This is a genomic window from Paenibacillus sp. SEL1 (genome assembly GCF_054602535.1).
Window position 1 is genome coordinate 5,038,574 of record NZ_CM137723.1, and the last position, 17,451, is coordinate 5,056,024.

The following is a 17,451-nucleotide window of genomic DNA, read 5'->3' on the forward strand; positions in this document are numbered from 1 at the left end:
ATGCAGCAATATATAGCCGCCGAACATCTAAAATTAAAGCATACCTTCACAAAAAAGTTGGTCTGGCTTGCCCCCATCGCTACTCTTCTTCTGTGTACCGTACTCATGGGGGGACGTATGCTCCAAAGCGCCAGCTACAATTGGTGGTATTTCATGCTGCTGCCAGGTGCCCTCACCTTAATGTGCTCAGGAGTGATCCAAAAGGATGGCAAGAAGCTGAAATACCGTGCTGTCCTCGGCATGGCTGTAGATTTGGCTCAGGTATGGTACGGTAAAATCGGGGTTTGCGTAAGACTCTTAATAGTTTCCTTTATTGTCCTATTTATAGGGATAACTCTTGGCGGATTCGTATTCTCAACTTCTGTAACACTAGCAGGAAGCGTTGCTGCAACTCTAATCCTCTTCATCACCTTTTTGTGGCAAGTTCCACTTTGCCTGTTCCTGACGGACCGAATAGGCATGTTTGCCACTCTAATTATTAACATGCTGGGCAACGTATCTTGCACCATTTTGTTCGCTACGTCCTCTGTGTGGTGGGCGGTCCCTTATGCTATTCCAGCCCGATTAATGTGCGCCGTCATTAAAGTGCTACCTAATGGGCTTACCGTTCCTTCAGGAGATCCGCTTTTGGATAAAGGCGTGATTGTGCCCGGCCTAGTGATCACAATCTGCCTGTTTATAATTCTGTCGATACTGACGGCGATGTCCTTCCGCAAGCGGGAGGCTAAATAAGATGATTTCTTTTTTCCGCTATCTGAAATCCGATGTGCTTAAACTTAGAAGGCAGCCCTTACTGCTTGTGCAGCTGTTTGTGCCGCTTTTAGGCATAGCAATCTTTCTTGCCTACTATTCCTTTACTCCGTATTCACCGATTTCAAAGGTGGACGGCTATTTACAGGTCCTAGCCGTGGTTCTTCCTACCATGATTGGTATTGTCTGCTCCATTGCTGTTGAGCAGGAGGCAGTCGCTGGCAATTTCCAGCAGCTATTGATCTCGCCAGTGAAGCTGCTACCTTTCCTGAGCAAGATCAGCCTGCTCCTGATCTTGGGATTTGGCAGTGTGCTGCTTGCCTCCGGAGGCTTTGGGGCTGGCTATATATATCTTATGAGAGAGTCACCGTATGGCTTGAAGTTTTATGTGTTGGCTGCCTGCATTCTGTTTATGTCCAGTGTATTCCACTATTTTCTGCATTTTTTCATTAGTTTGCGGTTCGGCAAGGGAGCTTCCATCGGTCTAGGCATTATGGAGAGTCTATTGTCCGCTTTGCTTCTTACAGGGCTGGGTGATCATAATTGGATATTCATCCCCTCTGCTTGGGCTGCCCGGTTCATCACGATCTGGGTGCAATACGATATAAACTCAGCAGTATCTATTCCTGAAGCTATACGGCTTGATTCGGGAGTCAGCTATTGCGTAGTAGGGACCGTAGTCATCATGGTATTATTAGGATTATGGATTTGTCGTTGGGAAGGACACAATTCGTCGGAATAAAGACCAGAGTAAAGAAAGCAAGGGAAGTGAATTAAGCATGGCAAACTTGTTGGCCGTTGATGATGAACCCGCCGTTTTGGCACTCCTTCAAAATATTTTGCAGAAAGATGGCCATGTTGTCACGGTGGTCTCCGACTCCCCACAGGTTCTCACCATGCAGCTTGGAGTCTTTGACCTCATCCTGCTTGACGTGATGATGCCTACCATGGACGGGTTCACACTCTGTCGGGAAATTCGCAGCAAAATAGACTGCCCGATCCTGTTCCTCACCGCAAAATCCATGGAGAACGATGTGATGTTAGGGCTTGGGGAAGGGGCCGACGATTATATTGTCAAGCCGTTTGGTGCTGGAGAGTTGCGCGCAAGAATCAACGCCCATCTCAGACGGGAGAATCGTGAACGGCGTAATGTATTCTGCATCGGGGAAGTTCATTTCAATCTGTCCGGCAAGGAAATCACCGTTCAGAATGTTGTAGTCCCGTTTACCAAAAGCGAATATGAGATATGTAAGTTTCTAGCCCTGAACTGGGGACAGGTGTTCCCTAAAGAGCAGATTTACGAAGCTGTCTTCGGCTTGGATGGGGACAGCGATTCCGCCACCATCGTGGAGCATATTAAAAATATACGAGCCAAGCTTGGCAAAGTAGAGGTTTCGCCAGTGGAGACGGTTTGGGGGATCGGGTACCGATGGAAGTAACCAAAGTACAGCAAGCACGCAAGACAACCAAACTACGAACCATTTTTCTGGGTTATTTAGTTATGTTCTGTATCGGGACGATTGCGCTCGCTCTGTTCCTGGTTCTCATCTTCTATGTCCTGATGTCTTGTGGGACCATTCTCCCCGCGAACTATGCTGAGAATCAGGTGCGGGAGGACAAGACAATCATTGAAGCTGGCAAGACCCTACAGCCGGATTCTCGGCAGAAACTGTATAAATACGCATCATTCACTTCGGAAGGCCGCCTCAATGAGGGAAACCTTTCTGAAAAGCAGGCTCAAACTGCTTGGAGTGTTACGCAGCAGAACGATACTGCTTATCAATTTCCCTATAACTATGTAAAAGTCTCACATAATGATAAAGTTACTGTGATGCGCTATTCTGTCTCGGCTCAGTTTGAACTTCCTATCCTGCGTCAATACCTGCCGAACGCGGAATTGTCCTTTTTTGCCGTGTTCTGTATCGCCTTTCTGGGGGGAGGTGCCTTGCTGGCTTCCTCCTTCGGACGAAAGCTGGCACGTAAGATGAGTGGGTTGCAGCAGGCCACCAAACAAATTCAAGCACAGGATCTGGACTTCTCAATCGAATTCAGTGGCGTGATGGAGATCGATCAGGTGCTGCATTCCATGGATAAAATGAAAGAAACTTTAAAGACTTCGCTTCAGAAACAGTGGAATCTCGAAAGATCCCGCCGCGAGCAAATATCCGCCCTAGCACACGATGTCAAAACACCACTCACTATCGTTCGTGGAAACGTAGAGCTGCTGTCCGAGACCGATCAGTCCGAAGAGCAAAAGAACTATACGGATTATATATCGGAAAGCACCAGGCAGATGGAGCAGTATATTAAGACTCTTATTGAAATTTCAAAAGCGGAAACGCTAGTCACCCTGCGGGCGGAAACGATGGATACTGACTTCTATTTAACGAAAGTGAAAGATCAGATAATGGCCTTGGCTGCTGTCAAAAAAATATCTGTAGCATTCGCTGCATATAACCCCCCTAAGACGCTGTATGCAGACCCAGTTCTACTTGAGCGAGCCGTTATGAATGTTGCTTCTAATGCGGTAGATCAGGCGCCTGAATATAGCGAGATCCAGCTGACCGTAGAGTTTGTGGAAGACTGCATTCGGTTCAGCATCTTAGACGAAGGCCCAGGCTTCTCTCCGGAAGGCCTCAAACAGGCCGCCGAGCAGTTCTATATGGGTGACTCGTCCAGAAGAATAAATGGACATTACGGTATGGGTCTGTATATAACAAAATCCATTGTGAACCTGCACGGCGGAAAGCTGATCATCACCAACTCCACCCAGACAGGCGGCGGACAGGTAAGCATTGAGATTCCGTCAGTTCATTAGCGACATAATGAGAAAATTACCGAAATAAATAATTTGCTCTTAAGCTTGTTCGATTCATAAGGCACACACCTCTTCCTCGTTTGTTATTGAAACAATTTAAAACGCTACTGACATATGAAGGTCAGTAGCGTTTTATCATTTTGCCATCGGAATGAAAACACTCCTGGCACAGACTCGCGATTATTATAAGGAACATGGGTTATTGGATTACTATATGTGCTGCTGAACGGATGATGCTATAATTTTGCTTTGTACTCCTTGATCAAGTACGGAACCAAGAATAGACGTTCCGATAGCCCCCGTCATAAAGCTTCCCATCATATAGATACCCATACCAACTCCGGTTTGGTTGCCACTTAATGTTCGAGAAATGGTGTTTGCCATTGTAATCGGTCGCCCTCTCCATTTTCCAGAACATAAGGGGCTACGCTTCTTGGATTATGGCTTCCAAAATGCTACAGGATATTCGTATTCACGAGAGTTGTAGCTTACTACTAGATACTAGTTGGCGCGTTCAAACGATCGCACTTGAAGTCGGGATTCATGATATGAAATATTTCTATCGAATCTTCAAGGAACGATGTGGATTGACCCCGCATGAATTTCGTTTTAATGCCTGTTCGAATATACAGTAATATGTAGATCAGCATTTGACCTCGTGTTAACTCCATGTATTATAATTAATACATTTTCATTAAGCGTTAAAGATTCCCTTACGAAGGTGACGAGAGATGACAACAAATTTTAAAATGAAAGAACTTATGGATCAATTCCAAATCAGTGAGGATACCTTACGGTATTATGAGAAAATAGGTCTTCTTCCTCCCGTGGCCCGCAAAAATAATGGGCACAGGATATATAACAATTCACACAAAGAGGCACTTTTAATGATCAAGTGTTAAAAAAAAGCCGGAATGTCGCTGAAGGAGTTAAAACCTATTATCCAGCTTCAATTAGATGAGAGCAACATATCAAATAATGAATGGTATGATAGGCTTTACAATTACCAAAAAAAGATAGATCAGCAGCTGCAAGAACTTCAGGAAATTAAGGATATGATTGAATTGAAATTGCAAACCGGGCAAAAATTTGGCCATAACTTTTTGCCGCTTGAGACCCAAACTTAATCTTTTTTTAAAACTGAATTGCTCTGCTTGACCTAGTGTTTACACCAGGTTGTAAGATGTGCATTAGATTCCCTCCAAGGATTCCACATCATACAAAAGGAAGCTTATAAACATGAACAATACAATAGCAATAGGAAAAACAGGATTAAAAGCATTTAAACTTGGTTTTGGAGCAGGTGTGGTAGGTAATTCAATGATGTATCCAAAAGTCGATGATACTCTAAGCCGACAATTAATTAGAACTACCCTTGCAAAAGGCGCTAGCTTGGCTATTAACGCGTTCAGCCGTTGATCTAATTATTCCAGGTGCAACCAAGCCTGATCAAATCGAGTCCAATCTTCAAACTCTGGGTGTTCGACTAACAAGTGGCGAGCTTAAGCAACTCGATATTCTTTTCAATCAAAATAACTTGTTTACAGAGTAACAGATTGTCATTGTTCTACATACACTTCCTAATACACAGAAAGGGTTCTAAAGTGGAAACTTTAGAACCCTTTCTTGCAGAAGTATTTATTTTGTAATCGTAATTTGTTTGGATGCAGTATTATAGTTCACCTGATACCCCGAAAGCTCGCTAATCACTCGTAATGGAACCAGCGTGTAGCCGTTAACAATAACCGGAGCTGTGATGTTCGTCGAATAACTCCGGGAGTTGTTCAACTCATACACGGCAAGGGTAGAATTCTTGACCTGAAGCACTACTTGTTTGCCGTCTGTAGGTCGAGTCAGAATGATCTTTTTGGTCGCTTTTTCATAATTTACCTCGTAACCTATCCGTTCACTGATAAAGCGCAACGGGACCATCGTCGCCCCATTTATGATTCGCGGAGCCTGAGCCATCGTCGTAGCACGACCATCGACATAAGCTGATTTAGCTCCTGGTGTCAGGGTGAACGAAGTTGAATATGAGGAAACCGCATTGTTAGGGTAGGAGGACGTTGTACCAGAAGTTGTTGTTGTAGTAGAACTCGTCCCGGATGATGAACTACTGGTCCCAATTGCTCTATTGCGAATAGCTTCTAACCGATCCAGCAAATCGCTTTTACGGGTTCCACTCGGCAGATCACTAATTGCATCTCTGGCAGAACGCCAGTCGGAGGCATTCAGACTGTTTTCTGCAATTCGCATCAAATCTCTCGCTTTCTCATAGTTCGATGAACTAGATGACGAAGATGAGTAGTAACCATCCGAATCCGTGCGTTCTGATATCTTAACACCGCTAGACTCTCTTCCATTACTATTGACAGTCACGACCTTTATCTCATACCAGCGTCCTTCTCGCAAATCCGTGATTTTATAGGACTCAGAACTTGTAGTCCCCTCATAATCACCATCAACATATATCTTTACCTTGTCGGCTTTACTCGGCATATCGTAGGTGATTTTGATCCAGGTGTCGCTCTTACTATCTACTTCAAGATTGGACACTTCTGACGAATTGGAGGACGTACTGTCCGTTGTGGCAGTCAGTCTCACACCAGAGGACAATGCACCTGTGCTTCGCTTGGACCTAATCGTGAACGTGTAGGTCTGGCTTGCCGAAAGATTGTTGAATGTATAGGATGATCCTGTTGAATCAGTTACCAGTTGCCCATCCTTATACAGACTGACCGTATTAACTCCGCTAGGTCTTGTCCAGGAAACAGTAACGCTATAGTTATTAACTGATGTCACTGAAGCTCCTGTCACTTCGGGCACTGTATCAACGGTGAGCGCTGAGGTCGTAACCGGAATACTGATTCCTCCAGATATGTTGCCGGATTTGTCAATAGTCTTGACCAGTACTGTATAGTTTGTGGAAGCAATCAATCCACTGAATGAATAGGACGTCCCTGTAGTTCGCTGCACTTCCTTACCATTTAAATAGATGATCGCTTGGCTCAGGTCAGCATCTTTAGGCAATATGTAATTTACGACAAAAGCGTTATATCCTACATTCGTCGCTGTCAGCCCGCTTACCTCTCCTGGTGGTGTCTTATCTACAGGGACATCAACGGAAGCCGTTTTAGCCTGTATTGCCGTACCTAGAGATTCATCTCCACTCTTATTCACCGTTTTCACGCGAAAGGTATATGTCGTGTTCGGCTGTAAACCGCTCATCATATAAGAGTTACTTCGAATGTTATCTACATATACATCGTTAGTGACATTTACCACTTTTATGTGGTCAAAATTAATGTCCGACGGATTGCTCCAGGAAAAATTTACTTTTGTTGTTTCTGTAGGAACCGCTGTCAGATTGCTTACCTCTGCCGGTGCGATATTCGCAGTAACCATTTGACTCGACATTACTTTTAGCATTTGGTTAAGATAGGTATTCTGACTATAACCTTTTGTTAACGTAGTCACTTTCGTGCCCGAAGTAACAGGCACATGACGGCCTTGAGCGGTTGCTAATTTGGTATGTAACTGTGCTGTATTCAGGCCTGTCAGATTTGAGTTATGCCTTTCAGTCGACAACGCGCTAGCCACTGCATCGGGTGCCAAAATGCCATATCCCGTATTCAAAATCAGTGTAGCCGTTGCGAACGGAGCCATCCATTGACGCAAACGTTTTTTATTCATAATCTATGCTCTCCTTGATACCAGTATGGAAATTTTATTTGTCAAAACTAATAAGTCAAGCTTACAAACCCTTCTGCTGCAATCCAGCTTTTAAAATTCACACTAAAATGTACAGACATTCATTTAACTGTTATCGGAATTTCCATACAAAATGTTTAGGTTTCACACTAGCATTTTTACAGATAGGGGTCGCGCAAACAATATATGCTAAGCCTTCGAACTACACCAGCTTAGTGTTTTCTCTTACTCCAAGCCATCTTTCTAAGCCCCATTGTTTGTTTCAACAATTTAAACAAAATTACGATTATCGTTTCCGGGGACGCTAAGCTGTGGGACGTTGGAAGCAGAGAAATGAAGCATTGGTGGGAGATACTTCTATCATGTGAAAGCTCTGACATAACCTTTGGATTCAGCTATAAATATTCGATATATCGTAACTTTCTACCGTTTAATAACATTGCATTATAGGATATATTAAATTTTAAGCAATAGGAGAAGGAGGTGTATTATGTTCAAAAATGCCTTTAAGATGTTTGGTGTTATTGGTAATATTGAAGCGATTTCATATCTGCTGCTTGTGTGTATCGCTATGCCACTTAAATACGCAGCTGGAATGCCACAAATGGTAAGCTGGGTGGGTATGATCCATGGGGTACTGTTCGTGGCCTATGTTGTAGCGACTGTCGTCATGCTGATTCTGCAAAAAATAACGCTACTGCAAAGTCTTGCAGCCTTGATTGCATCGCTGTTGCCGTTTGGTCCCTTCATTTTTGATCGTAAGGTGCTTAAGAAAGCCGAAGCACGGGCCAGTCATACCAGCCCGATAAAAGCTACATAAGCATGTACAAGGGAAAGTGCCAACACAATAACGTTGCTTTTTCTTCCCACTCATGCAGCAGTATACAAAAACAACCGATGGCTCTAAACCACTCGGTTGTTTTTGTATACGCGAATTGTAAATTGTTACTTTCCCACGCAGTAAGGGAGACTCTAACTTTGTCATTCTTTTCTTCCCTATCTGCTATATTTATGTAATCACAACAACTAATCTCTCGGGTAATTTACACTCATAATATCCATAAAAGGAACTTTATCCGTTTCTCCATTACTCTCTACATGAACCTTTCCTGTTCTCGGGTCCATTTTAACAATTTGTCCACGGGTTGTTTCTTCGCGTCCCCATACGGTCAATACAACTTCGGATTGCTCTCGTTGTGCTTCTACAAGCTGATTCCCGATTTCCTCCAGTACAAACTCATCCCGAGTAGGCCGTTTGGGTACCTTCGCTTTTGCCACTTGCTATCACCCTTCCTTCGTGCAAAATCAAAATCAAATTCATTCTATTTTACCATACTTTTCATCATTTGGTGCTGGTAATGTGAGTAAAATTACGTCTCAGAGCCACAAAAAAGCCGAGTTCTCAAAACCGAAAACATCGGCTTTTTAAAGTTGCTTGTTGGAGCTCATTAGGAGCGATTGAAAATCGAAGAGACAGGATTATTTGACCAACTGTGGAATGTAATCCACGATATTATAAATAGGAGCACTGCTCTGTTGCGTAACGGCCAAAATCAATGCACCTTCGAGCATCGAAATAATAAGTACCGCCAGACTGTGTGCCTTTTCCTCTTCCCAGCCCGAATCCTGAAGGCGCTCCATATAGATGTGCTGCCAATCTGTAAACGTATTCACACAGGCATGACGTAGCGATTCACTAATACAGGAAGTTTCCGCAGCAGCCCAGAAGCCAATCGGCATGAAGTCGTTAAAGCCGGTACGGTCTGCCTCCTCAGCTGTATTACGAATAAAATCCTGAATGGCTAGTACTGGATTATCATTCCCGTTCAGTGTCTGTTTTAATTTTTGCTTTATAAACTCATTCCCTCTTCTTATGCACTCCAAAGCCAATTCTTCTTTACCACGCGGAAAATAATAATAAAGTGACCCTTTCGGTGATCCACTCTCCGCAAGAATCTGATTCAGTCCGGTCGCGTGATACCCCTGATGAAAAAAGAGCTTCGATGCGGTTTGTACGATATTCTCGTATGATTCGGGTTTAGCAGCCATATACAGCATCCTTCATTATATAGTAGTTATAACTTATACTTTGACAAAAAAATAACAACATGTTTATTATATATAGACCGATCGTTATAATTCAACACCATTAATTTATTGGAGGAACAAAAACAACATGAATACAATGAGTCAATCGAGTTCACCCTCTGAACCCAAAACGTTCAAGGTGCTACCTATTATGATTGCCCTGCTCCTTAGCGGCTTTATTGGGATGTTCAGTGAAACGGCACTTAACATTGCACTGAATGATTTGATGCAGATTTTGCATATTACAACTGCAACAGCCCAATGGTTGACTACCGCTTATCTGCTTACACTCGGTATTTTAGTACCTGTATCGGGATTGCTGATTCAAACCTTTACGACAAGACAGCTGTTTGTGACATCGTTGCTGTTTTCAATAGCTGGTTGTCTCGTTGCTGCACTTGCACCTACTTTTTCAGTGCTATTGATCGCACGTATTCTTCAGGCCATTGGTACAGCGTTGTTATTGCCGTTGATGTTTAACACCATCTTGATCATTTTCCCGGCTGAAAAGAGAGGCGCGGCTATGGGGATCATCGGATTGGTAATTATGTTTGCACCTGCCGTTGGACCTACCATTGCAGGACTGGTACTGCAAAATCTGTCTTGGCACTGGATCTTCTGGATTTCCCTTCCGTTCTTGGTTCTCTCGCTGATTTGCGGTATTTTATTTATGCAAAACGTTTCAGAAACGACCAAGCCTAAAATTGATCTTTTATCTATCCTCCTGTCTTCCATTGGCTTCGGCGGTGTTGTGTTTGGTTTCAGTAAATCCGGAGAAGGTGGCGAAGGTTGGGCTAGCCTGATGGTTCTGCTTCCTGTGATTGTCGGTCTAATATCGTTGATACTGTTCTCTGTACGTCAGTTGAAGATGAAGCAGCCTATGTTGAACTTGCGTGTGTTTAAATATCCTATGTTCGTGATCGGCGTTATTATGGTGTTCTTATGTATGATGACGATCCTTTCTACGATGCTGATTCTTCCACTCTTTTTGCAAAAAGGGCTGGCTTTGTCTGCTCTAACAGCAGGTTTGGTACTTCTGCCTGGTGGGATTATCAACGGTCTCTTGTCTCCCATTATGGGCTCCCTATTCGATAAATTCGGTCCCAAATGGCTTGTCATTCCAGGGCTTGTGATCGTGGCCGCTGTTTTATTTTTCCTGTCTGGCATTACAACAACATCAACTCTCGTACTCATTATTGTGCTTCATAGCTGCTTGATGATCGGCATTTCCATGATTATGATGCCAGCTCAGACAAACGGACTTAACCAGCTCCCTATGGATTTATACCCAGACGGAACGGCCATTATGAGCACGCTCCAACAAGTTGCTGGTGCTATCGGTACAGCCGTAGCGGTAAGCATTCTCTCGAAAGGCATGGACAGCTATTTGAGCCAATCCAGTATGCCTGAATCCGTAAATGAAATGGCCAATGCCATGGCAATCGGATCACAAAATTCATTTTTCTTTGCGATGATTATCAGCGTGATCGGGTTGATCCTTGCGTTTTTCATCCGCAGAGTTCATGTTGAACATGGCACTGCCAAAGCACCCATGCATTAATTCATAAATTTTTAGCCATTCCAAATTAAACATATCTAAATATACTTAAAGGCTGCTAACCATCTCACTATTGGTTATGCAGCCTTTTTTTCATATGAATTTACATACACATTCATCAATTACATATTTACAAAGCTCCTTCATTTGGTTACGATATGGTTTATAAATTAAAGCGTAAAAATTACGATTACTATTAAGGAGGACTCCCTGTTGTTTAAGCGTTCGTATTTTAAACTATTTATACCTGCGGTAATGGCGGTGATGATGGCAGCCTGCGCTTCATCTCCGTCAGCTTCACCCTCTCCATCTGCTGCACCACAAGATAAAAGTGTCACCTTATTGTTTAACGTGCAAAGCCCTTCTATAGATCCTCATGCTGATGTAAATTACACAGCTGTTCGTGCTGGAGTAAGTGAAACACTGATCAAAGTGAACAAGGATCTTAAGCTGGAAGCTTGGCTTGCAGAGAAATGGGACAGCAAGGACGGACAGCACTGGACCTTCAACATCCGACCAGGTGTGAACTTCCATAGCGGTAAAGCCGTCAATGCCGCTGCTGTCAAAGCCTCTTTGGAAAGAGCGCTAAAGCTCAATCCATCGGTCAAAAATGCGCTGCATATCCGTGATATTCATGCGGATAGACAAATTTTGAACATTACGACAGACAAGCCTTTCCCAGAATTTGTGTCTGAGCTGGTTCATCCGAATACGGCTATTATAGACACCACAGCTACAGGTGACCTCCCATCAGGGACGGGACCATTCAAGGTTGCCAGCTTCCGTGCTGGAAGTGAACTGAATTTAGATCGCAATGAACAATATTGGAACGGTGAAGTAAAGTTGAAACATGCCAAATTCATGTTTAACGAAGACGCCAATGCGCGTCAGCTTGCTTTTCAAGCCAAAACAGCTGATATTGTGTATCGCCCGCCAATTGAAAGCTTGGAGCTAATGAAAGCTGATTCTACTGTTAAGGTAGACTCGCTTCCTAGTTTGCGAACGCATCAACTGATTTACAATATGAACAATAACGATCTGAAAAAGACGGCTGTGCGTAAAGCATTCGATAACCTGATCAACCGGGATGAGATTGCCAGTGGTATCATGTCTGGTCAGGGAACCCCTGCTCAAGGCCCGTTCTTGTCCGACTTTCCTTTTTCACCGAAATATATTACGAAACAGTTTGATTTGAATGCTGCACGAGAAGGCTTCAAGCAAGCTGGATATACAGTGCAGAACGGAAAAGTTGCGAACCCCGACGGCAAGCCGCTTCATCTTACATTGCTAACTTACCAGTCGAGAGCGGAGCTTCCACTCATTTCCCAGCTGATTCAGGCTAACGCTAAAGAACTTGGCATTACGATTGATATCCGTCAGGTTGATAATATTGACGAATATCTCGCCGCACATCAGGATTGGGATTTAGCGACTTATAGTAGCATTACAGCCCCGCGCGGCGATGCAAGCTATTTTCTGAATGCGGCTTACATGCCTGAAGGAGCACTGAATTATGGGCGTGTGCATGTACCAGAACTCACGGGTATGATTTCACAGCTGAACACAACCGTGAATGAGGAACAACGCAACAAGCTGGCGCTGAAGGCTGTCACGCTGATTGACCAACAAAATCTGCAATCCTTTCTGGTCCATCCTAACAACGTAGTGGCCTATCGCGATTACGTACATAACTGGGTAACTAGCCAAAGTGAATACTACTTGTTGACCCAGGACCTGGATGTGAATTAGCATGTTCAAATCCATCGCCAAAAAGTTTCTTGAACTGGTTTTGTTCTTTCTTATTCTTTCCTTTGTGAGCTTCTGTCTGCTTAAGCTTGTTCCAGGCGATCCCGTTCGGAGCATTCTCCGAGTCGATGATGTAGCTGTGTCCAATCAGCAAATTATGGATATGCGCAGCCAACTGGGGCTGGATCAACCATTACCTGTGCAATATGGTAAGTGGTTGATTCAGTTGCTTCAGTTTGATTTTGGACAATCTTATTTAACCCATCGTCCGGTATTCACAGAGTTTATGGAAAAACTGCCTTATACACTTCTGCTGACCGGAGGCTCCCTGTTCATTATGCTGCTGATAGCTCTACCGCTCGGAACGATGGCAGCGCTCTACCGTAACCGCTGGATTGACAGAGCCAGTCGTGTGTTTGCCTTAATCGGCTCCTCGATTCCCAGCTTTTGGCTGGGGCTTTTGTTTATCGAATGGTTTGCAGTTAAATTGCGCATTTTGCCGTCTATGGGTGAAGGAACCGCTTTTCATTTGGTACTCCCTTCTCTTACCTTGGGATTGGCAATGGCAGCCGTTTATGTACGAATGATCCGCGCAAGTCTGATTGAAAGCTCGGGGCAAGACTTTATCAAAGCGGCGCAAGCCCGTGGAATCAGCCCCATCCGCATTTTTTTCAGACACATGCTTCGTCACAGTCTAGTCCCGCTCATTACGGTATTCAGTGAGAGTATAGGCAGCCTACTGGGAGGCACAGTCGTAATTGAAGTGCTATTCGCCTATCCGGGGCTGGGCAAATGGATTGTGGATGGCATCGCTGCAAGGGATTACCCCATTATTCAGGGCTATACCGTATTTATGGCTGCATTCATTGTATGTATCAATATTTTGGTAGAGCTGTCCTACCGTTGGGTCAATCCTGAAATTGCTTTGAAGGAGAAACGTTTATCATGATAAAATCCGTACATGCGGAAAACAGGCAGCTCACTAGAACGCGATTGTCCAATACATGGATCGTGTCGCTCTCCATCCTGCTCATTCTTGCAGCAATTACAGTCGTTTCGTTGCTTGCTCCGCAAGATCCGTATCGTATCCAGATGGGGAATCGACTACAATCAATCAGCGCTACACACTGGCTGGGAACGGATCATTTGGGCAGAGATGTACTATCGAGAGTGATAGCTGGACTTCGGACGACTGTCGGAACCAGTTTATTGATTTTGGCCGTTTCGCTGGTTGTCGGGGTCCCTCTTGGTCTGCTTTCAGGATTTATTGGAGGCTGGATGGATCGTGTATTCAAGCGGGTGGTCGATGCCTTCATGACATTACCTGATTATATTTTTGCCATTGTACTGAGCGGTTTGCTCGGACCAGGCTTAGTAAATCTTATTTTCGCGGTGACTGCGGTAAAATGGGTTGGTTATGCACGTCTAGTGCGTAGTACCGTTCTGGCAGAAAAGCAAAAGGATTACATTTCATTATCCATACTGGCGGGTGCCTCCTCCCTGCGGATTGTCATGCGGCATATTCTCCCCCATGCAATTGGGAATGTTCTTGTGCTGGCTACGCTGGATATCGGCAAAATCATTTTAATGATTGCCTCCCTATCTTTTTTGGGCTTAGGTCCACAGCCGCCAATTCCCGAATGGGGTACTATGTTGAATGAAGGACGAGCGTATTTTCAAATGGCTCCCCACCTGATGCTGGTTCCAGGGATAGCTGTCGTGCTAACAGTGCTACTGGCGAACGTATTGGGAGACAAACTGCGCGACCGTTATGATGTTAAAACCCGGACAGAGGAGTGAGCTGTACATGCTGACTATTGAAGGCTTAACGATTCGGACAAATGTAAAAACGATTGTAGAGCAACTGGAGCTTGCCATTCGTCCGGGGGAATGGTGTGCTCTAGCCGGCGAAAGCGGTAGCGGCAAAAGCATGACGGCGTTCGCTATCGGCGGCCTTCTCCCCTCTTCTGTTACAGCGGAAGGAATCATTGCGTGGAAGGACAATAATTTGCTAGCCCTATCCGCTAAACAACGACGTTCTTTGCTGGGTAGTGAAATATCTTACATTTTTCAAGACTACCACGGGGCTTTCACCCCCTTTCTGCGTGTAGGCAGCCAACTGGACGAGCTGATGCGCGCCCATGGCAAACAAGATCGCAAGGCGCGCAAACAGCACTGTATCGAGGTGCTGGAGCGCGTACAGCTTCCCGCCGAGCGTGTGTACCGCAGCTATCCGTTCCAGCTCAGCGGCGGTCAATTGCAACGGGCAGCTATTGCGGCTGCACTACTGCTGGAGCCGAAGTTGCTTATTGCCGACGAGCCTACAACAGCGCTGGATACGCTCACAGCTCATCGGGTGCTCCAACTCATTGACCAAATCCGGACGGAGACGGGTATTTCCGTCTTGTGGATCACTCACGATCTGCGTCATGTACGCAAGTATGCAGATCGAATCGCAGTGATGCGCAAAGGTTCACTGGTTGAAATAGGTGACACGCAAGCGGTGCTGAACCATCCGAACCACCCGTATACTCGTCGTCTACTGGCGGCTATTCCGCCGCTGTCTCCGGGCGCTCCAGCACGTTTACCTTACAACAGCACTGAAGAACAGAACGCAATGGAAAGGAGCGCTTTACATGGATAACCAAGCCACCTGCGCTCAGCGGCAAGACACGTCTAATCCTGTCGTGACCGTCTCCGGTTTGACGAAGGCTTACGCTGGAGGCAAAACGGTGCTGCAAGATGTTGCTCTGACGATCTCCCCCCGAGAATGTCTGGGCATCGTCGGGGAAAGCGGCAGTGGGAAAAGTACACTCGCTCGCTGTATTTTGACACTGGACCCATTTGATCAAGGTGAGCTTAAACTGGATGGACAGTCTATCCGAGGGCTAAAGCGGAGCGAATTAAAACGGATTCGCAGCAGGCTGGGTGCAGTATTTCAACATCCATCTGCGGCTTTGAACCCCAGACTAACCATCCTGCACTCCCTGCTGGAGCCACTGGACCAGCTTAAGTACTATGTTCCTTCCTTTATGGCGGGTATGTCCTCAGAACGTCGGGATATAGCAGAACATTTGCTTGATATGGTAAAGCTTCCAGCCAGCTATCTGGACAAGTTTCCACATCAGCTCAGCGGTGGGGAAAAGCAGCGTGTAACCATCGCACGTGCCATCAGCACAGAGCCGGATTTTATCGTATTGGACGAGCCAACGGCTAGTTTGGATGTGACTACACAAGCTACCGTTTTAAATCTGCTCAAGGATTTGCAGGATGAGCTAGGACTGGCTTATCTGTTTATCTCACATGATCTGGCGGCTGTGCACTTTATGAGTGATCGAATCATGGTCATGAAAGAAGGCAGTGTGGTTGAGCATTTTCCCAAAGAAGCATTATTTCATTCGGATCGCCATCCTTATACACAATCATTACTGGAGGTTTTTTCAACATGTTGCCTTCCCACCGAGCCTATCTTGCTTTAGCTATCCCTTTAATTATTTCGACGATTACGACCCCGCTGCTCGGTGCGGTGGATACAGCTGTAATCGGTCATTTGAGCCATTCCGCGTATTTAGGCGGTGTAGCGGTGGGCACTCTTATTTTCAATACTTTATATTGGCTGTTTGGCTTCCTGCGAGTCAGCACATCGGCTTTCACGGCACAAGCCGCGGGGGCACAAAATAACGACCAGAGCATAGCTGCTCTCATGCGCCCACTGGCCATTGCTCTACTCATTGGAGCGGTATTCATTGTGTTACAAAAGCCAATTCTGCTAGCTTCTCTTCAGCTAATCCATCCGGCTCAGGATGTGGCGGCGCAGGCAGCAATTTATTTTAACATTCGTATTTGGGGAGCCCCTCTTACATTGGTGAACTATGTGCTGCTTGGCTGGCTGATGGGATTATCCCGTGTGAAGGCTACATTATTTTTGCAAATTTCAATGAACGTAATCAATATGGTATTAGCTATTGTATTTACACAGATGATGCATTGGAATGTCACTGGTGTAGCAAGCGCTACTCTAATTGCGGAGGCTCTTGCATGTATATTGGGTCTAGTTCTGGTGTTCCGCTCATCGATTTGGAGAGAATGGAAGCAAAGCGGACAGATGAATTGGCGAGGTTGGTTTGGAGCCTCAGAGTTGAAAAGTGTCATGGCAACAAACCTTGATCTTATGATTCGTACAGCCTGTCTGCTGACGATGTTTAATCTGTTTACGGCGCGCAGTGCGAGCTTTGGGACCGATCAGTTGGCGGCGAACGCTATTTTGTTACAGATCCACTATATTATGGCTTACTTTTTTGATGGGTTCGCTAACGCCAGTAGCATTATGACGGGTCAGGCTCGGGGTGCCGGGGATCGTAAAATGCTGCAAAGGGTTATTCACTTGTCCTGGTTCTGGACACTGGTGACCAGCGTAGTGACGGGAGGATTATATTTCGCACTGAAAGAGCCGCTTATCTCGCTATTTACGGATAATGCCACAGTGATTAGTCTTACAGGCCCTTATAATGGATGGCTTGTGGTCTTTCCGCTGGCAGCCGGGCTGGGACTGGTATTCTACGGTGTGTTTACGGGGATGACGGTAACGTATCCGATCCGTAATTCGATGCTGATCTCATTGCTCTGCTTTTTGATCGCTCTCTTCTGGTGCGTTCCCCATTATGGGAATCACGGACTTTGGCTATCCTTTATCGTATTTGCACTAGGACGGTCACTGTTTCTTGTAATCTATTTACCTCGCTTGCAGAGGATATAGCAGCACCTGATTTACATCGCTCTC

The 17,451-nt window shown here is 45.2% G+C and carries 21 protein-coding genes; 17 read left to right on the forward strand and 4 right to left on the reverse strand.

Annotated features, from left to right (window positions below; genetic code table 11):
- Genes ACYCSE_RS22965 through ACYCSE_RS22980 form a run of 4 tightly spaced genes read left to right on the forward strand, consistent with a single transcriptional unit; the run spans position 1 to position 3,568 of the window.
- Positions 1-732 (forward strand): lantibiotic immunity ABC transporter MutE/EpiE family permease subunit, encoded by a 732-nt coding sequence (locus ACYCSE_RS22965; RefSeq protein WP_250261268.1) that lies wholly within the window; start codon positions 1-3, stop codon positions 730-732.
- 1 nt (position 733) lies between these two features.
- On the forward strand, positions 734-1,492 hold the full coding sequence (locus ACYCSE_RS22970; RefSeq protein ID WP_250261267.1) for a lantibiotic immunity ABC transporter MutG family permease subunit: 759 nt from the start codon (positions 734-736) through the stop codon (positions 1,490-1,492).
- 37 nt (positions 1,493-1,529) lie between these two features.
- Positions 1,530-2,189: a response regulator transcription factor gene (locus ACYCSE_RS22975; RefSeq protein WP_250261266.1), complete on the forward strand. Its 660-nt coding sequence runs from the start codon at positions 1,530-1,532 to the stop codon at positions 2,187-2,189.
- Entirely contained in the window at positions 2,180-3,568 is a 1,389-nt protein-coding gene (locus ACYCSE_RS22980; RefSeq protein WP_459700099.1) for a HAMP domain-containing sensor histidine kinase, read from the forward strand. Before ACYCSE_RS22975 ends, ACYCSE_RS22980 begins: the two co-directional genes overlap by 10 nt.
- A gap of 210 nt (positions 3,569-3,778) precedes the next feature.
- Here ACYCSE_RS22980 and ACYCSE_RS22985 read toward each other — a convergent pair whose 3' ends face one another.
- Complete coding sequence (locus ACYCSE_RS22985; protein WP_459700101.1) at positions 3,779-3,952, reverse strand: hypothetical protein; 174 nt, start codon at positions 3,950-3,952, stop codon at positions 3,779-3,781.
- 68 nt (positions 3,953-4,020) lie between these two features.
- On the opposite strand from ACYCSE_RS22985, the gene ACYCSE_RS22990 reads away from it, so the two are divergent.
- The 5 genes from ACYCSE_RS22990 (at position 4,021) to ACYCSE_RS23010 (ending at position 5,120) form a co-directional block, all read left to right on the forward strand.
- Positions 4,021-4,203, forward strand: a complete 183-nt coding sequence (locus tag ACYCSE_RS22990; protein WP_254328608.1) for a helix-turn-helix domain-containing protein — start codon at positions 4,021-4,023, stop codon at positions 4,201-4,203.
- Positions 4,204-4,329: 126 nt separating this feature from the next.
- Complete coding sequence (locus ACYCSE_RS22995) at positions 4,330-4,470, forward strand: MerR family DNA-binding transcriptional regulator (protein ID WP_452567902.1); 141 nt, start codon at positions 4,330-4,332, stop codon at positions 4,468-4,470.
- Between the two features lie 12 nt (positions 4,471-4,482).
- The gene (locus tag ACYCSE_RS23000) at positions 4,483-4,695 is read left to right on the forward strand and encodes a hypothetical protein (protein ID WP_452566910.1); all 213 of its coding nucleotides are present in this window, start codon (positions 4,483-4,485) and stop codon (positions 4,693-4,695) included.
- Between the two features lie 112 nt (positions 4,696-4,807).
- On the forward strand, positions 4,808-4,987 hold the full coding sequence (locus tag ACYCSE_RS23005; RefSeq protein WP_235309892.1) for a hypothetical protein: 180 nt from the start codon (positions 4,808-4,810) through the stop codon (positions 4,985-4,987).
- A complete protein-coding gene (locus ACYCSE_RS23010) occupies positions 4,944-5,120 on the forward strand; it encodes an aldo/keto reductase (RefSeq protein WP_250261262.1) in 177 nt (58 codons plus the stop codon). The genes ACYCSE_RS23005 and ACYCSE_RS23010 overlap by 44 nt, the downstream gene beginning before the upstream one ends.
- Before the next feature lie 86 nt (positions 5,121-5,206).
- Here ACYCSE_RS23010 and ACYCSE_RS23015 read toward each other — a convergent pair whose 3' ends face one another.
- Positions 5,207-7,261: a stalk domain-containing protein gene (locus ACYCSE_RS23015; protein ID WP_459700105.1), complete on the reverse strand. Its 2,055-nt coding sequence runs from the start codon at positions 7,259-7,261 to the stop codon at positions 5,207-5,209.
- Positions 7,262-7,769: 508 nt separating this feature from the next.
- On the opposite strand from ACYCSE_RS23015, the gene ACYCSE_RS23020 reads away from it, so the two are divergent.
- Entirely contained in the window at positions 7,770-8,099 is a 330-nt protein-coding gene (locus tag ACYCSE_RS23020) for a DUF3817 domain-containing protein (protein ID WP_459700107.1), read from the forward strand.
- Between the two features lie 206 nt (positions 8,100-8,305).
- Here ACYCSE_RS23020 and ACYCSE_RS23025 read toward each other — a convergent pair whose 3' ends face one another.
- Positions 8,306-8,557, reverse strand: a complete 252-nt coding sequence (locus tag ACYCSE_RS23025; RefSeq protein ID WP_061828313.1) for a YolD-like family protein — start codon at positions 8,555-8,557, stop codon at positions 8,306-8,308.
- 201 nt (positions 8,558-8,758) lie between these two features.
- On the reverse strand, positions 8,759-9,328 hold the full coding sequence (locus tag ACYCSE_RS23030; RefSeq protein WP_061828312.1) for a TetR/AcrR family transcriptional regulator: 570 nt from the start codon (positions 9,326-9,328) through the stop codon (positions 8,759-8,761).
- Positions 9,329-9,464: 136 nt separating this feature from the next.
- Here ACYCSE_RS23030 and ACYCSE_RS23035 point away from each other — a divergent pair, with 136 nt between their 5' ends.
- The 7 genes from ACYCSE_RS23035 to ACYCSE_RS23065 all read left to right on the forward strand — a co-directional run bounded on the left by ACYCSE_RS23035 (position 9,465) and on the right by ACYCSE_RS23065 (position 17,427).
- Positions 9,465-10,928, forward strand: coding sequence for a DHA2 family efflux MFS transporter permease subunit (locus tag ACYCSE_RS23035; RefSeq protein ID WP_459702562.1), 1,464 nt, complete (start codon positions 9,465-9,467; stop codon positions 10,926-10,928).
- Between the two features lie 210 nt (positions 10,929-11,138).
- Entirely contained in the window at positions 11,139-12,674 is a 1,536-nt protein-coding gene (nikA, locus tag ACYCSE_RS23040) for a nickel ABC transporter substrate-binding protein (protein WP_459700111.1), read from the forward strand.
- A 1-nt stretch (position 12,675) separates the two neighbouring features.
- Positions 12,676-13,620, forward strand: coding sequence for a nickel ABC transporter permease (gene nikB, locus ACYCSE_RS23045; RefSeq protein ID WP_459700114.1), 945 nt, complete (start codon positions 12,676-12,678; stop codon positions 13,618-13,620).
- The gene (gene nikC, locus ACYCSE_RS23050) at positions 13,617-14,471 is read left to right on the forward strand and encodes a nickel transporter permease (protein WP_459700117.1); all 855 of its coding nucleotides are present in this window, start codon (positions 13,617-13,619) and stop codon (positions 14,469-14,471) included. Before nikB ends, nikC begins: the two co-directional genes overlap by 4 nt.
- 7 nt (positions 14,472-14,478) lie before the next feature.
- Positions 14,479-15,315 carry an ABC transporter ATP-binding protein gene (locus ACYCSE_RS23055; protein WP_459700119.1) on the forward strand — a complete coding sequence of 279 codons (837 nt, stop codon included), beginning with the start codon at positions 14,479-14,481 and terminating at the stop codon, positions 15,313-15,315.
- The gene (locus ACYCSE_RS23060) at positions 15,308-16,150 is read left to right on the forward strand and encodes an ABC transporter ATP-binding protein (RefSeq protein ID WP_250261256.1); all 843 of its coding nucleotides are present in this window, start codon (positions 15,308-15,310) and stop codon (positions 16,148-16,150) included. The genes ACYCSE_RS23055 and ACYCSE_RS23060 overlap by 8 nt, the downstream gene beginning before the upstream one ends.
- Positions 16,117-17,427 (forward strand): MATE family efflux transporter, encoded by a 1,311-nt coding sequence (locus ACYCSE_RS23065; protein ID WP_250268457.1) that lies wholly within the window; start codon positions 16,117-16,119, stop codon positions 17,425-17,427. Before ACYCSE_RS23060 ends, ACYCSE_RS23065 begins: the two co-directional genes overlap by 34 nt.
- Positions 17,428-17,451: the final 24 nt, after the last annotated feature.

What these genes read in the sequence shown, in the direction of transcription:
- ACYCSE_RS22965 (WP_250261268.1), top strand. Translation starts at nt 1, where the DNA reads ATGCAGCAATATATAGCCGCCGAACATCTAAAATTAAAGCATACCTTC.
- ACYCSE_RS22970 (WP_250261267.1), top strand. Translation starts at nt 734, where the DNA reads ATGATTTCTTTTTTCCGCTATCTGAAATCCGATGTGCTTAAACTTAGA.
- ACYCSE_RS22975 (WP_250261266.1), top strand. Translation starts at nt 1,530, where the DNA reads ATGGCAAACTTGTTGGCCGTTGATGATGAACCCGCCGTTTTGGCACTC.
- ACYCSE_RS22980 (WP_459700099.1), top strand. Translation starts at nt 2,180, where the DNA reads ATGGAAGTAACCAAAGTACAGCAAGCACGCAAGACAACCAAACTACGA.
- ACYCSE_RS22985 (WP_459700101.1), bottom strand. Translation starts at nt 3,952, where the DNA reads ATGGCAAACACCATTTCTCGAACATTAAGTGGCAACCAAACCGGAGTT.
- ACYCSE_RS22990 (WP_254328608.1), top strand. Translation starts at nt 4,021, where the DNA reads ATGCTACAGGATATTCGTATTCACGAGAGTTGTAGCTTACTACTAGAT.
- ACYCSE_RS22995 (WP_452567902.1), top strand. Translation starts at nt 4,330, where the DNA reads ATGGATCAATTCCAAATCAGTGAGGATACCTTACGGTATTATGAGAAA.
- ACYCSE_RS23000 (WP_452566910.1), top strand. Translation starts at nt 4,483, where the DNA reads ATGTCGCTGAAGGAGTTAAAACCTATTATCCAGCTTCAATTAGATGAG.
- ACYCSE_RS23005 (WP_235309892.1), top strand. Translation starts at nt 4,808, where the DNA reads ATGAACAATACAATAGCAATAGGAAAAACAGGATTAAAAGCATTTAAA.
- ACYCSE_RS23015 (WP_459700105.1), bottom strand. Translation starts at nt 7,261, where the DNA reads ATGAATAAAAAACGTTTGCGTCAATGGATGGCTCCGTTCGCAACGGCT.
- ACYCSE_RS23020 (WP_459700107.1), top strand. Translation starts at nt 7,770, where the DNA reads ATGTTCAAAAATGCCTTTAAGATGTTTGGTGTTATTGGTAATATTGAA.
- ACYCSE_RS23030 (WP_061828312.1), bottom strand. Translation starts at nt 9,328, where the DNA reads ATGGCTGCTAAACCCGAATCATACGAGAATATCGTACAAACCGCATCG.
- ACYCSE_RS23035 (WP_459702562.1), top strand. Translation starts at nt 9,465, where the DNA reads ATGAGTCAATCGAGTTCACCCTCTGAACCCAAAACGTTCAAGGTGCTA.
- nikB (WP_459700114.1), top strand. Translation starts at nt 12,676, where the DNA reads ATGTTCAAATCCATCGCCAAAAAGTTTCTTGAACTGGTTTTGTTCTTT.
- nikC (WP_459700117.1), top strand. Translation starts at nt 13,617, where the DNA reads ATGATAAAATCCGTACATGCGGAAAACAGGCAGCTCACTAGAACGCGA.
- ACYCSE_RS23055 (WP_459700119.1), top strand. Translation starts at nt 14,479, where the DNA reads ATGCTGACTATTGAAGGCTTAACGATTCGGACAAATGTAAAAACGATT.
- ACYCSE_RS23060 (WP_250261256.1), top strand. Translation starts at nt 15,308, where the DNA reads ATGGATAACCAAGCCACCTGCGCTCAGCGGCAAGACACGTCTAATCCT.
- ACYCSE_RS23065 (WP_250268457.1), top strand. Translation starts at nt 16,117, where the DNA reads ATGTTGCCTTCCCACCGAGCCTATCTTGCTTTAGCTATCCCTTTAATT.